The 13,269-nt window shown below is 56.7% G+C and carries 10 protein-coding genes; 7 read left to right on the top strand and 3 right to left on the bottom strand.

Features of this window, described 5'->3' with window-relative positions; translation table 11 throughout:
- Positions 1-212 precede the first annotated feature (212 nt).
- Positions 213-1,253 carry a DNA/RNA non-specific endonuclease gene (locus DYY88_RS00380; RefSeq protein ID WP_084606905.1) on the top strand — a complete coding sequence of 347 codons (1,041 nt, stop codon included), beginning with the start codon at positions 213-215 and terminating at the stop codon, positions 1,251-1,253.
- A gap of 79 nt (positions 1,254-1,332) precedes the next feature.
- Here DYY88_RS00380 and DYY88_RS00375 read toward each other — a convergent pair whose 3' ends face one another.
- Positions 1,333-3,381 (bottom strand): diacylglycerol kinase family protein, encoded by a 2,049-nt coding sequence (locus tag DYY88_RS00375; protein WP_052288159.1) that lies wholly within the window; start codon positions 3,379-3,381, stop codon positions 1,333-1,335.
- Positions 3,382-3,554: 173 nt separating this feature from the next.
- On the opposite strand from DYY88_RS00375, the gene purC reads away from it, so the two are divergent.
- The 6 genes from purC (at position 3,555) to lpxB (ending at position 10,411) form a co-directional block, all read left to right on the top strand.
- The gene (gene purC, locus DYY88_RS00370) at positions 3,555-4,319 is read left to right on the top strand and encodes a phosphoribosylaminoimidazolesuccinocarboxamide synthase (protein WP_236146266.1); all 765 of its coding nucleotides are present in this window, start codon (positions 3,555-3,557) and stop codon (positions 4,317-4,319) included.
- Positions 4,320-4,444: 125 nt separating this feature from the next.
- A complete protein-coding gene (locus tag DYY88_RS00365) occupies positions 4,445-6,778 on the top strand; it encodes a BamA/TamA family outer membrane protein (RefSeq protein ID WP_039724791.1) in 2,334 nt (777 codons plus the stop codon).
- Positions 6,779-6,781: 3 nt separating this feature from the next.
- Positions 6,782-7,669 (top strand): UDP-3-O-acyl-N-acetylglucosamine deacetylase, encoded by an 888-nt coding sequence (gene lpxC / locus DYY88_RS00360; RefSeq protein ID WP_072041273.1) that lies wholly within the window; start codon positions 6,782-6,784, stop codon positions 7,667-7,669.
- 85 nt (positions 7,670-7,754) lie between these two features.
- Positions 7,755-8,267, top strand: coding sequence for a 3-hydroxyacyl-ACP dehydratase FabZ (gene fabZ / locus DYY88_RS00355; RefSeq protein ID WP_039725030.1), 513 nt, complete (start codon positions 7,755-7,757; stop codon positions 8,265-8,267).
- Between the two features lie 60 nt (positions 8,268-8,327).
- Positions 8,328-9,173 carry an acyl-ACP--UDP-N-acetylglucosamine O-acyltransferase gene (gene lpxA / locus DYY88_RS00350; protein WP_072041274.1) on the top strand — a complete coding sequence of 282 codons (846 nt, stop codon included), beginning with the start codon at positions 8,328-8,330 and terminating at the stop codon, positions 9,171-9,173.
- A complete protein-coding gene (gene lpxB, locus DYY88_RS00345) occupies positions 9,170-10,411 on the top strand; it encodes a lipid-A-disaccharide synthase (RefSeq protein ID WP_044150239.1) in 1,242 nt (413 codons plus the stop codon). The genes lpxA and lpxB overlap by 4 nt, the downstream gene beginning before the upstream one ends.
- A 2-nt stretch (positions 10,412-10,413) precedes the next feature.
- On the opposite strand, the gene DYY88_RS00340 is transcribed toward lpxB, so the two are convergent.
- On the bottom strand, positions 10,414-12,069 hold the full coding sequence (locus DYY88_RS00340) for a TolC family protein (RefSeq protein ID WP_084606906.1): 1,656 nt from the start codon (positions 12,067-12,069) through the stop codon (positions 10,414-10,416).
- Between the two features lie 2 nt (positions 12,070-12,071).
- Complete coding sequence (locus DYY88_RS00335) at positions 12,072-13,268, bottom strand: ABC transporter permease (protein ID WP_039724794.1); 1,197 nt, start codon at positions 13,266-13,268, stop codon at positions 12,072-12,074.
- Position 13,269 lies beyond the last annotated feature (1 nt).

Below are 13,269 nucleotides of genomic sequence, written 5' to 3'. Positions count from 1 at the left end.
CTGTATGACTTTAGATGGATTAGGGCATCTGCCGCAGGTCTTCAAAGCCATCAACATTACTTGCATTTTCATCTGGTGTTTATTCTCCAATACTTTGGGGCAAGGTTGCAATGTATGAAGCGCAACATCTACCGTAGGTCAGACTCGAGGGCGTCAGCCCATGGTCGCAATGATGAAATGATCGAACCGGGGACACGTCAGAAGGGCACCGCATGAACCGCCAAACTGGATATGAGGGATGGATTTTAGGCTTGCTGGCGGGGGCGTTGGGGAGCTGTAGTTTGCTGCCCATCCTGAGTGATGGTGCGACGCTGTCTTCGGTCGACACCTCGGAATTGCCGCCCTGTGTGGCGGATGACTGCAATTGTGGCGACTTTCGCGATCGCACCCTGGCCCAGAAAGTGCTAGACGCCCTGCCTGATGACCCCTTTCAACTGGACAGCGATGGTAGTGGGGTGGCCTGTGAGACGTTGCCGCTGACAGGCGGGGCTGCCTACACCGCATCGAACGGTGCGGCGAATGGACATTTAGCTTTAGGAAATCCGACCAATGCCCAGGCGACCGATCGCACTAATTTCTTGCTGGCGCGATCGCCATATGCCCTCTCATATAACGGCGATCGCGGCACGGCAAATTGGGTCAGTTGGCAGTTGAATGCTGATTGGCTTGGTGACACGGAGCGTCAAGATAACTTTCGGCAGGATGGGGGATTGCCTGCTGGCGTGTATCAGGTGACGCCCAACGATTATCGCAACACCGGCTATGACCGGGGCCACATCGTCCCCTCGGGCGATCGCACCCGCAGCGTCGCCGACAACAGCGCTACGTTTTTAATGACCAACATTTTGCCCCAGGCTCCGCAAAACAATCGCGGGGTGTGGCGCGAGCTCGAAGAGTACAGCCGCGACTGGGTATATCAGTTTGACGGAACGCTGTATATCTTGGCGGGTGGCTATGGGAATCAGGGCACCCTGGCGGCGGGGCGAGTCACGGTGCCGTCGCGTTTGTGGAAGATTATTGTGGCGATCGCGCCGGGGGAAACCATTGCCGACATTGATGTCGAAACGCCCATCATTGCGGTCGATATGCCGAACCGCGACACCGCGATCGAAGACTGGCGCGTTTATCAAACGACGGTAGATCGGATCGAACTTGCTACGGGCTACGATTTTTTGTCAGTGGTGACACTGGAGACTCAGGCCATTTTAGAGGCAACCCAGCTCGACACTGCATCAGGGATGCCGCAGCCCTAGCGACAGCTAGCCCCAGGGATGAGCATCGCACCAAATTGGCGGGGGCAGCAGGCACAGGACGATCCTATCAATTGAGCGGTTAGGAGCCTTCGAGCAGTTGTTTGTTTTGGCGTTTGGCGGCGCTGCGAATCGTTTGCAGCCGCAACAGCACAATACAAATCATCGCCCAGAGCAAGCCACTGACCAGTCCCGCCAAAATGTCGAAGGGCCACTGCATGCCTAGATAAAGTCGGCTAAAGGCGATCGCCACCACCAAGCAAGCTGCCCCCCCATAGAACCATCGGTTAAACCGGGGAAATGCCAGTGCAAGTAAGTACGCGATGACGCTGTACAGCACCGTGCCCTGGAGAAAATTGCGGCTAGCAATATTGGAGACCTGATCGTTCAAAACCGGCAATTGCATGCCCTGACGGGCCGCTTCGACAAAATAAAAGAGCTGTATATTAATCACCCATCCCCCGACGAAAGCCAGCAGCACCATAAAGGCTTGCCAATACCGCCGCTTGGTTAACAGCAGCGCCAGCACAATACAAAAGAGGGGAATCACGATACTGCCGCCGCCCAAACGGGAGAGCAACAGCATCAGTTGGTCCAGCCACGGCGTCGACCATTGCTGCACCGTATTCACCAGCTGCGTTTCATACGCCTCGGTTTGCGCGGGCAGTAATTCGGTCGTGATTTTCTGCGCTAGCCAAAAAATGAGGGGCAGACCAATGAGTCCGGTCACGCCGATCGCCGCAATCAACGTCGAGACACTGGGAAAGACCTTGTTCACCCAAAACCCCGCCACTTTTTCTACGGCATTGGGGCGGCGCTTCGCGGGGGCCACGACGGTCAACGCCGCAGGCAAACAAGTGACTTCCAGCGGGGTATCGCCCACCATCTCACCATCCACCACAATTTGCTCGGGGGAGGCGGTCTGAAGGGTTAGCTGTTCAGCTCGGAAGTGATACAGATTGGGCAGTTCGGCTTTGGTTTTAACCAACGCCGAACCATAGAGATTGATCAGGTCACGGGCTGCCCGCAGCTTACTGTTGATTTTGGGTTGCTGAACGTTTTGCTTCGTGATGATGGTGATATCTAGCAGCCCATCATCAAAGACGACTTCGCCCACCCCTTGGGCTAATACGGAGGTCGGCGGTGCCGCATTCGCTATGGTGACGGCAAAGGCTGGAAAGGTGTGGAGCTGACCGTCGATTTCGAGTTCAGCCGTAAAGAGTTCCTGCTGGCCCAGCTGTTCCCAACCGGCAATGAGATATGCCAGCACGCCCCACTGATTTTTGAGTTCGCGGGTAGCGCGGCCCACCATGCCTGCTTCTAACCCCACGCCCGCTAACAAAGTCATCAGCTGCTCGTTGCAATAGGCGGCGTCAAGGCGGCGCGTGGTGCCCGCGACGATGAGCTTGCAGGCTCCGGCCACCGTGGTGGGAATGCCCATCGCCACCGACAAGGCGTTGGCCGTGCCGCGCGGAATCACCCCGAGGGGAATGCCCGTGCCCAGCATTTGACTCGCCACGAGGGACACGGTGCCGTCGCCACCAGATGCAATGATCAGATCGGGCTGCGCGGCGATCGCCTCCTGGGCCAGTTGGTCGGCATCCACCTCGCGACTGGTGAAATGGATATGGAGGTGCATCCAGGGGGACAGCGCTTGGCGAATTTGCAGCAGGTCTTGGGTCGAATCGCGCTGCCCTGCCACCGGGTTGAAAATCAAATGGGCTACCCGCGTCTGCATGAATGAGTTGATGATGGGGTGCGCCGTCGCCGCATTTAGCGCCAAGGGAATGTTGTGGTCACTGCATAGGCGCGATAGTGTCGCGACGTCGGGAAAGTTGGGCGGCCCTGTTTCGGCGGCGAGCAAATACACCACTGCCAGCATATTGTTGGTGGCGATCGCCGTCTCGAGCTCAGCGGGTTGCCAGGTATCGATCGGGAGCTTGCTCTGCTGATGTAGCGTAGCCGCTAAGTCGGGGAATGAAACGAGATGATAACGCGCCAAAATGTCGGCGTGTTGGCTGAGCAGGTCGGTCAAGGCTGCGAGTTGTGACGCTGGCGCTAGCAGCAACACTGTGGCCAGCGATTTGTCTGGTGTTGACGTGCTTTCAACTATCCCGGCTTGCTGACTCATCTTGTACGCTCCCGATATCGCCTGACCAAAGGATTAACCGCTTCAGAACTATACCCTCAAATCTTGGCTGGGATAATCACCCGATATCATTTGATATCAACCGATTATGTCCCCGTCCCTAACGGCGAGCGATCGCCCCCACCTACTCGGGTTTTCCGTCTGCCAGTAAGATAATGAAGCTGTTTTTTGGGGGCGATCGCATGGTGGAGCGTCAAGCCAAGTTATACGAAGGCAAGGCCAAAATTGTGTACGCGACGGCTGACCCGAATATTGTGATCAGCTATTTCAAAGACGATGCCACCGCGTTCAATGCCCAAAAACGGGGACAAATTGCCGACAAAGGGGTCGTCAACTGCAAAGTCGCGACTCATTTGTTTCAGCTTTTAGAATCCCAAGGGGTCAAGACCCACTGGCTCGAAACCCCCAGCGATCGCGAAATGGTCGTCCGCGCGGTCAACATCATTCCCCTTGAAGTGGTGGTGCGCAATCTTGCCGCTGGCAGCCTGTGCAAGCAGACGGGCCTGGCTCTGGGAACGCCCCTGACGCCGCCGCTCGTGGAGTTTTACTACAAAAATGATGATTTGGGCGACCCGCTCCTGACCCGCGATCGCATCCGCGCCATGAATCTGGCCGATGAGGCACAAATTCACGAGTTGACTCGTCTAGCGGGAGAAATCAATACGCTGTTGCAGACCTTCTTCCAGCGCTGCCAGATTACCCTGGTCGATTTCAAGTTGGAATTCGGTCTGGATCAGACGGGGCAAATTCTTCTGGCCGACGAAATCAGCCCCGACACCTGCCGACTCTGGGACCAAGCCAAGAGCGACCAAGCCGAGCGGGTGCTCGACAAGGACCGCTTTCGTCAAGACCTGGGTAACGTCGCCGAGGCTTACCAAGAGGTGCTCAAGCGGATTCTGGCGCAGGTCAACTTAAAGTAAGTTCACCCAATGCGGTAGAATCTTTCCGTTTAAGACAAAAGCCCAGAAGAATTGCCGAAACCCTAGCCGTTTCGGCCTGTCTGATGCCCTTTGATGTTCTTCTACTCACTAGAGCTGTTGCCAGCATGCGCCAAACCCATAGCCTCGTCGCCCTCTTAACCCTGTCTGCCACCTTGGGACTTGCGTCTCAAGCGCGGGGGGAGACATTGTCAACGAGTGCCAAATCGCCCCATTCGCCTAGCATCAGCATCGCCGAGTTAACGGCTGCCGCCGACGCCAATCGAGCCCCCTTTGCCACCGACACCCTGCGGCTCGATGGCGGCATTGCCACGTTGGAACAAACCGCTGAAGAGCCCAACGCCGCTGCTGTTGAGACCCCTGAGACCGACACAGAGGCCAAAGATTCGCGATTGGTGCGGCGCGAGTTGAGCAACCAGACGGCCCTGGTGGAAGTGCATCAGCTCGGCACTGAGGCGCTGACCGCCGATGTGGAGTCAGCCGAAACCGCGGCAACGGCCCGCTCTGCCGCCCTGGAAATTGGTCAGGCGACCGATACTGATGACGAAGCTCCAGCGGCGGGCGACACTGAACCCTTGCCAGAGCCCACATCAGATGAAGACGAAGATGCCACCGCAACTGACGAAGAGTCGTCTGGCGAAACCCAGGTTTTGGTCGCAGAAGTCGCAGTCACCGACCCCGATGGTGCAGACATCGAACCCGACTTAGAAGACACCGTTTACAACGCAATTGATACCCGGCCAGGACAAACGACGACGCGATCGCAAATTCAAGAAGATATCAATAACATCTTCGCCACCGGCTTTTTCTCTAATGTGCGGGCTGTGCCTACGGATACGCCGTTGGGGGTGCGGGTGACTTATGTCGTCTCCCCTAACCCCGTCTTAACTCAAGTGACAGTCGAAGGCGGTGACGTCATTCCTGACGAAGTGATCGACGACATTTTTTCGCCGCAATATGGCGAAATCATCAACCTACTGGAATTTCAAGACGGCATCCTAGAGCTGAATAACTGGTATCAAGACAACGGCTACGTGCTGGCGCAGGTCATTGCCGCGCCCGAGGTGGGAGAAGACGGCGTGGTCACCTTGCAGGTCGCCGAAGGGGTGATTGAGGATATTAATGTCCAGTTCCTCACCGAAGATGGCCTGGCCGAAGATGATGAGGGGAATCCCATCAACGGCAAAACTCACGACTACATCATCCTGCGAGAGTTTGAAACGGAAGCTGGCGATGTGTTCCAGCAGAGTCAAATTCAGGCTGATTTACAGCGGGTGTTTGGCTTGGGCATTTTTGATGACGTGACGATTGAGCTGAATCCGGGGCAGAAAGATCCCCGCGAGGTTGATGTCACGGTGAACGTGATTGAGCGCAATACGGGTTCCGTTGCGGCCGGGATTGGCTTTAACTTCACTGGCGATCTGTTCGGGACCCTGAGCTATCGCCAAGACAACTTCGGCGGCAATAACCAGAAGTTCTCTGCGGAAGCTCAGCTCAGCTTCCGCGACATCTTATTTGATGTCAGCTTTACCGATCCGTGGATTGCCGGTGACCCCTATCGCACCTCTTACACCCTCAATGGCTTTGGCCGTCGATCCATCTCGCTAGTGTTTGACGGCGGCGATAATCAAATTGATTTGGCGAATGGCGATCGCGTGCGGGTTAATCGCTTTGGCTCTGGCGTTACCTTCCGGCGACCCCTCGACAATGGCTGGAGTGCTTCCCTCGGCACCCTCTATCAGCGGGTCCGCACCACCGATGGCGATGGGGAAATCGTGACGCGAGACGTGGGCCCTGACCAGATTCCTGGCACTGCTGACGACAACCAGTTGACTTTGAGTGATACCGGGGCGGATGACCTCTGGACAGTGCAATTTAGCGTAGTGCAAGACCAGCGCAACAATAGTCTGACCCCCACCAGCGGGTCCGTGTTGCGGCTCGGGACCGAGCAGTCCATTCCCCTCGGCAGCGGCAATATTTTCTTCAATCGGGTGCGAGCTAGCTACAGCTACTACTTCCCCGTCTCTTTCTTCAACTTTAGTGAAGGACCGCAGGCTCTGGCCGTCAACGTTCAGGGTGGCAGCATCATCGGCGACTTCCCCCCTTACGAAGCCTTTTCTATCGGGGGCACTAACTCGGTGCGCGGCTACGACGAAGGCGAACTTGGCACAGGCCAGAGTTATCTGCAAGCTTCGCTGGAATATCGTTTCCCGCTGTTCTCGTTTATCGGCGGGGCGCTCTTCTTAGATGCGGGTACTGACCTGGGAACTGGAAGTGAGGTGATTGGTTCGCCCGGGCCGGACCGGGGTAAGCCGGGTAGTGGCTTTGGTTACGGGGCCGGCGTTCGAGTGCAGACTCCCCTCGGCCCCATTCGGGTTGACTATGGCTTTAGCGACGAGGGTGATGGACGGCTACACTTTGGTATCGGCGAGCGGTTTTAACCCATGACCCAGTCCCCGTCACCCACAGATACGGCGACTGCGAGCCCAGTGACGGCTACTCGCAGTCAGCAGACCCTGTCCAAACCGGTGATGCAGTCCGGTATTGGGCTCCACTCGGGCGTCGAAGTCCAGGTTCACATTACCCCCGCGCCGCCGCATACGGGGCGGGTGTTTCGGCGCAGCGACTTGCCGGAGTACCCAGAGATTCCTGCTCGGGTTGAGGCGGTTGGGCAAACCCTGTTGTCGACTGAGTTGGGGAGCGGTGCCGCTACCGTCCGCACGGTTGAGCACTTGTTGGCCGCCCTCGTGAGCTTGGGCGTGGATAATGCTTACATTGAGGTCACGGGGCCAGAGATGCCCTTGCTCGATGGCTCAGCTCAGCTCTGGGTGGCGGCGATCGCGGCGGCTGGCCTGCAAATCCAGGCAGCGGAACGAACTGCAATTATCGTGACCGAACCTATTTGGGTCCGCGATCAAGACGCCTTTGTCGTAGCCATGCCAGCGGCTGAAACCCGACTTACCTACGGCATTGATTTTGAGGTGGAGCCGATTGGTAATCAGTGGCATAGCTGGACGCCGACGGCGGGCACTTTTGCTACCGAGATCGCCCCGGCTCGTACCTTTGGCCTGGCTCATCAAATTGAGTATTTGCGATCGCAGGGCTTAATTAAAGGCGGCAGCTTAGAGAATGCTCTGGTGTGCGATCGCGATCGGTGGGTGAATCCGCCCCTGCGATTTGAGAATGAACCTGTGCGTCATAAACTCTTAGATTTGCTGGGTGACTTGAGTCTGTTGGGCACTTTGCCGCAGGCCCACATCATGGCCTATAAGGCCAGCCATCATCTACATGTGCAGCTCGCGAAAGCGATCGCAACTGCCCACAGCATCTAGCAAGGATGCACCTCAAGTGGGAGAATAGTGAAGATTTTGTAAAAGTAGACATCCTTGGCTGATGCAGCCAGTTGTGAAGGAACCCATGACAACCGTGGTCAGCACCAACCCAAACTCCAGTACCGCTCCGGCAGCTGCGATCGCCGCTGGAGAAGATGCCCTGGTCAAAACGACCTACTCCGTCGAAGAGATTCAAAAGTTACTGCCCCATCGCTATCCCTTCGCGTTGGTTGATCGCATCATCGACTACGTTCCCGGCGAAAAAGCGACGGGCATTAAAAATGTCACTTTTAACGAACCGCAATTTCAAGGGCATTTTCCGGGGCGGCCCATCATGCCCGGAGTCTTGATTGTCGAAGCCATGGCCCAAGTCGGCGGCATCGTGTTGACCCAGATGCCCGGCGTCGATGGCTTATGCATGTTTGCGGGCATTGATAAAGTCCGGTTTCGTCGACCCGTCGTCCCGGGTGATCAACTCGTCATGACTGTCACACTATTGGCCATCAAACGGCAGCGATTTGGCAAAATGCAAGCGCGGGCCGAAGTTGATGGACAACTCGTGTGCGAGGGCGAACTGATGTTTTCTGTAGTTGATTAATCTTGCCCTCAATTTTGCATGATGACTGTGCATCTTACTGATACTCGGGGTTCCGGAGGCATGTCCTTGACTACGCTTATCCATCCAACAGCGGTGATTCACGCGGGGGCAACCCTTCATCCAACGGTCAAAGTTGGGCCATACGCTGTGATTGGAGAGAAGGTCACCATTGGCCCCGGCACTGAAATTGGGGCGCATGTGGTGATTGACGGCCACACCGAAATTGGGGCTAATAACCAAATTTTCCCCGGCGCAGTCATCGGTATCGAACCCCAAGATTTGAAATATGACGGCTCAGTGAGTCTGGTCAAAATTGGCGACAATAACCGCATTCGCGAATATGTCACCATCAACCGGGCCACCCATGCCGGAGAGGCGACCGTCGTCGGCAATGACAATTTGTTGATGGCTTACGTCCATGTCGCCCACAACTGTATCCTGGCGGACCAGATCATCATCGCCAACGCGGTCTCCCTCGCTGGCCATGTCGAAATTGAGTCCAACGCGGTGATTGGCGGGGTATTAGGCATTCATCAGTTCGTGCACATTGGGCGATACGCTATGTTGGGCGGCATGAGTCGCATTGATCGCGATGTGCCCCCCTACATGGTGGTGGAAGGTAACCCCTGCCGAGTCCGGGGGCTGAATGCGATCGGGCTCAAGCGGGCGGGCATTACCGGCCTGGAAGGAGGGCGCTATTATCGCGAACTCAAAGAGGCGTATCGGCTGCTCTATCGGTCTGACCTGCCGCTGCAAACGGCCCTGTCACAGCTCGAAACTTCAGCCCAGCAAAACGACTTTGTGCAACATTTGCAGCAGTTCTTGCTCACCTCTTCTAACGGGGCGGGGCGGCGGGGGCCAATGGTTGGCAGCAGTCGCACTAAAGCAACTCAGCGGGGAGAATGACGATTCCTTCTACCGCTGCTAGCGATCGCCCCACCTCCCTTCATCTTTTTATTAGCACTGGCGAAGTCTCGGGGGACTTACAGGGCAGCTACCTTGCTCAAGCGCTGCACCGCCAAGCCCAAGCTAAAAATATCACCCTCACTCTATCCGGCTTAGGGGGCGAGCGCATGGCCGCCGCCGGGACTCATTTAATTGGCAACACGACCCCTATTGGCGCGGTCGGCATCTTCGAGGCTTTACCATTCCTCATTCCATCCTTCAAGATGCAGCGCCGGGCGCAGACATTTTTTCGTCAAACCCCGATTGATTTGACGATTTTTATTGACTACATGGGGCCAAACCTGGCCTTGGGGAAGTTTCTCCATCGTCAGTTTCCTGAGGTACCTACGGCCTACTACATTGCCCCACAGCAGTGGGTTTGGGCCTTTAGTGACAAAGACACCCAATGGCTGACGCGGATTTCTGATCAAATGGTCGCCGTATTTCCGGAAGAAGCGACTTATTACCGCCGCTTTGGGGCTGAGGTGCAGTACTTTGGCCATCCTTTGGTCGATCAATTTCCGCAACCGCCGAGTCGAACTCAGGCTCGTCAGCAGCTGGGATTGACCGATACGGAGACGGTGATTGCGCTGTTGCCCGCATCCCGGCAACAAGAAGTGGCGCGCGTTTTGCCGGTGGTGATCGCCGCGGCGGTGAAGGTACAAGCCGCGTTGCCGCAGGCTAAATTTTTGGTACCCATTTCGATGGAGAAGTTGCGTCCGGCGATCGCCACTGCTGTTGCCCAAGCCCAGCTCAACGCCGAACTGATTGATGGGGGGAGTGCTCACGCGATCGCTGCCGCTGATCTCGTGATTAATAAGTCCGGCACCGTCAACCTTGAAGTTGCGTTGATGGATATTCCGCAAATTGTGGTTTACCGCTTGAATCCGGTGACGGCTCGCCTCGGCTACTATTTGCTCAAAGTCGATATCCCGTTTATTTCCCCGGTGAATCTGTTTGTCAATCAATCTGTGGTACCGGAGTTCATCCAATGGGAAGCGACCCCAGCGGCGATCGCCGAAGCCAGCCTCAAACTTTTGCAGGACGAAACCGCTCGGGCTCAAGTCCAATCGGGCTATGCTGACATGCGCTCAAAAATGGGTGAACTGGGGGTCTGCGATCGCGTCGCAGCTCACTTGCTAGAGTTTGCGATCGCCCGCAAACAAGCAGCGGCGCTTCCCAGCCCAAGGGATCACTAGGGCTACGGTGCCTCAACCTCAATTTCAGTCACATCGGTCGGGGCCAGCGGCTCAGTGGCGGTGGATGGTGACAATGCAGGCGCAAAGTTCACCTCATCCTGCCAAATTTCCAGCGTGATGCCGACGGACTGATCTAGAGCGACAACGCTGTTCAGAAATTCGATTTCAGCACGGAGTTCCTGATTTTGGGCTTCGACCAAGTTTTCTTCTTGAGAGATGACTTGAAATAAATTGCCGCCGGGACGTCCCCGCTCAAACAGTTCGCGGGTGGCGTTTAACTGTAAACGAGCATTTTCAGTGGCCCGACGGGCGGCGTCTACTCGCACCAGGTTGGTTTGCACCGTGTTGAGTCGATTCGTAATTTCATTCCGGATGGCGATGCGCTGTTGCGCAAGGCGATTGGCTTGTTGGGCGCGCTCGACTTCGCGGCGTACCTGGGCGGTTTCTAACGCCGGATCATCAAAGGTGCGGCGAGCCACCAGCCCGACTGTCGTGGTCGAAAGATCGCCCAGATCGGCATCTCCCTCAAGATTCAATTGCCAGCGCAAGTCATCCGCCGCCACCGCCAAGTTGAGTTCGGCCACATCCTGCGCCAGCAGCGTTTGGCGATAGTCGGGGCGCTGTTGATAGGCGATCGCCACCAGGGTTTCGACGTCATAGGGCTCCACCCGCGCGACCGCTGCTTGAAAGAGATCGCGAACGGTATCCGCCGCCGCAACAAACAAGACCGCTTGATCGGTCCCCAACTGATCTAACAAAGCCGTGTTGGCGGCCTCTAGTCCCGTCTGCGCTACTAACAAATCCCGCTCGGCATTTGCCACTGACCGCCGGGTGTCAGCCAGTTCCACTGCTGCCCGGCGACCCGCTTCGACCAAGGCCGTCAAAATTTCGAGTTGCTGCTGGCGACGGGCCAACGCTTGGGCCTGAATCGCTACCGCTTCCTGCGCCTGAATCAGACTGGTGTATTGGGTTACGGTGGTGCTCACGGTCTCGATCAACGTTTGCTGCAACCCCAACCCGTTTTGCGATTCTTGCAATCGAGCAATTTCGACCGGGGCTTCGTTGATGGCCGTGCCCGCCCCGCGTAACAGGGGTTGAGTGAGTCGTAAGCCGATGGGGGTATCGCCCAAAGCATCGAGGGTGAGGCCAATTTGCGTGCCCTGCCGAGTGGTGACTTCGCCCAGCACACCTGCACTTTGAGTCAGGGTGGCGCGATCGCCAATCTCGGTCGAACTACCGCCAATGCTGCCGCGCAGATTCCGCTCCAGCGTGACATCGTCCTCAAAGGTTTGGGTGACGCCGAGGCCCACCGCCGGGGTAAAGCGCGGATCGAATCGTGATTCGGCCTCGACCAGTTGTTGCTGCTCAATCAGTCGCTGCAATTGCCGATCGCGCAAATCCCGATTGCCCACCACCACCAATTGAATTAAATCGGTGAGATTCAACGCCACCTGGGGGCGATCTCCCGCACTCCCTGACGACTCGCTCTCTAGCATTGGGAGCTGATCCACCGGAGGGGGATCGTTGCTGGCCTCCATTGCTGGCAACGTGGATGTAGGCTGAAGCGGGGAATTCGCTGCAGCAGGGATTGGCGCGATCGCCCCCAGTAGTACCAGACTGCCCGCTAGACTTCCTACGAGTTGAGGACGAAACACCATGACTACTCTCCTCGCAGGGCTTGGACAACATCGATTTGCGTAATGCGCAGGGCCGGAAAAAAGCTCGCCCCCACCCCCACGGCAAAAGCCGCCCCCATGGAGATGGCTGCGTCTTGCACGCGAAACGTATAGGGGGCTTCAAACACTTGGGTCGTGGCGACTTTAGTTAAGCCGTGGATGGAGGCGATCGCCGCTGTGCCCCCAATCAAACTCAGCAACGCGGCTTCGGCGATGAACTGCATCATCACTTCCCAATCGGTCGCCCCAATGGCGCGGCGTAGGCCAATCTCCCGCGTGCGCTCCATGACGGCGGCGATCGTGATGTTGGCAATCCCCACCCCACCAATCACCAGCGCCAGTAGTCCCACCACTTTCAAAATCCGGGTGCTCGTGCGCTGCTGCTGCTCTTCGCGATACAGGTCTTCCGCATTGCCAAATACCTGCACAGTAAAGCCCGGATACCGCTGTTCTAAAAATGTCCGCACACCCTCTTCCACCGTCTCATAATCGTCGAGTTCGGCAAGGGCGATTTGGGTGCGACCCCAGGTTGAGCGTCCTGCGATCGCATCGGCATAATTTTGCGTCAGCCAAACCAATCCCGTCGGTTCTTGGTCGGCCCGCCACTGCTTGGTCTCCACCACCCCGACGACCGTCAGCCGCACGGTGTCTAAAAATAACCCCTGGCCCACTGGCGAGCTGTCAGGAAAGAGCTGCTCTGCCAGCACCGAATCAATCACTGCAACAGGATAATATTCGTCGAAATCGGCTTGCTGAAAAAAACGTCCAGCCGTGATTTGCCTGCCCGTGATTTGTTGAAAGTTGAGCGAGACCCCTTCAATGTCCGCCTCATTAGACACCTGCCCTTGATGACGCACCTGGTCAACGTTAAACACCCGCGTCGTACGACTCACCCCCGCGATGCCGGGGACAGTTTGTTCCATCGCTACAAAATCTTCCTCCCCCAGTTCTGGCGTGGGCTTCGTCCAGGTGGGGTCGTACATCCAGGTAAAGACGAACGGGTTATCGCGCTGGTCGAGCTTTTGCTGGATTTGGGCTGACGTGATCGCCTCAATATTTAACGTGGCATTAACCGCCGCCACGCCCATAAAAATGCCCAGGGTGGTAAGTCCAGAACGCACCCAGTTGCCGCCCAAGTCGCGGAAAGTGGTCAAGATTAGATCTGTGGGGGAAAGGGCCATG

The sequence above is a fragment of the Leptolyngbya iicbica LK genome (genome assembly GCF_004212215.1).
Classification (GTDB): domain Bacteria; phylum Cyanobacteriota; class Cyanobacteriia; order Phormidesmidales; family Phormidesmidaceae; genus Halomicronema; species Halomicronema iicbica.
This window is presented reverse-complemented; position numbering and strand designations above follow the sequence as displayed.

Coding starts and splice junctions, on each gene's coding strand:
- lpxB (WP_044150239.1), top strand. CDS start 9,170: ATGACGATTCCTTCTACCGCTGCTAGCGATCGCCCCACCTCCCTTCAT.
- fabZ (WP_039725030.1), top strand. CDS start 7,755: ATGACAACCGTGGTCAGCACCAACCCAAACTCCAGTACCGCTCCGGCA.
- DYY88_RS00365 (WP_039724791.1), top strand. CDS start 4,445: ATGCGCCAAACCCATAGCCTCGTCGCCCTCTTAACCCTGTCTGCCACC.
- DYY88_RS00375 (WP_052288159.1), bottom strand. CDS start 3,381: ATGAGTCAGCAAGCCGGGATAGTTGAAAGCACGTCAACACCAGACAAA.
- purC (WP_236146266.1), top strand. CDS start 3,555: ATGAAGCTGTTTTTTGGGGGCGATCGCATGGTGGAGCGTCAAGCCAAG.
- lpxA (WP_072041274.1), top strand. CDS start 8,328: ATGTCCTTGACTACGCTTATCCATCCAACAGCGGTGATTCACGCGGGG.
- DYY88_RS00380 (WP_084606905.1), top strand. CDS start 213: ATGAACCGCCAAACTGGATATGAGGGATGGATTTTAGGCTTGCTGGCG.
- DYY88_RS00335 (WP_039724794.1), bottom strand. CDS start 13,268: ATGGCCCTTTCCCCCACAGATCTAATCTTGACCACTTTCCGCGACTTG.
- DYY88_RS00340 (WP_084606906.1), bottom strand. CDS start 12,069: ATGGTGTTTCGTCCTCAACTCGTAGGAAGTCTAGCGGGCAGTCTGGTA.
- lpxC (WP_072041273.1), top strand. CDS start 6,782: ATGACCCAGTCCCCGTCACCCACAGATACGGCGACTGCGAGCCCAGTG.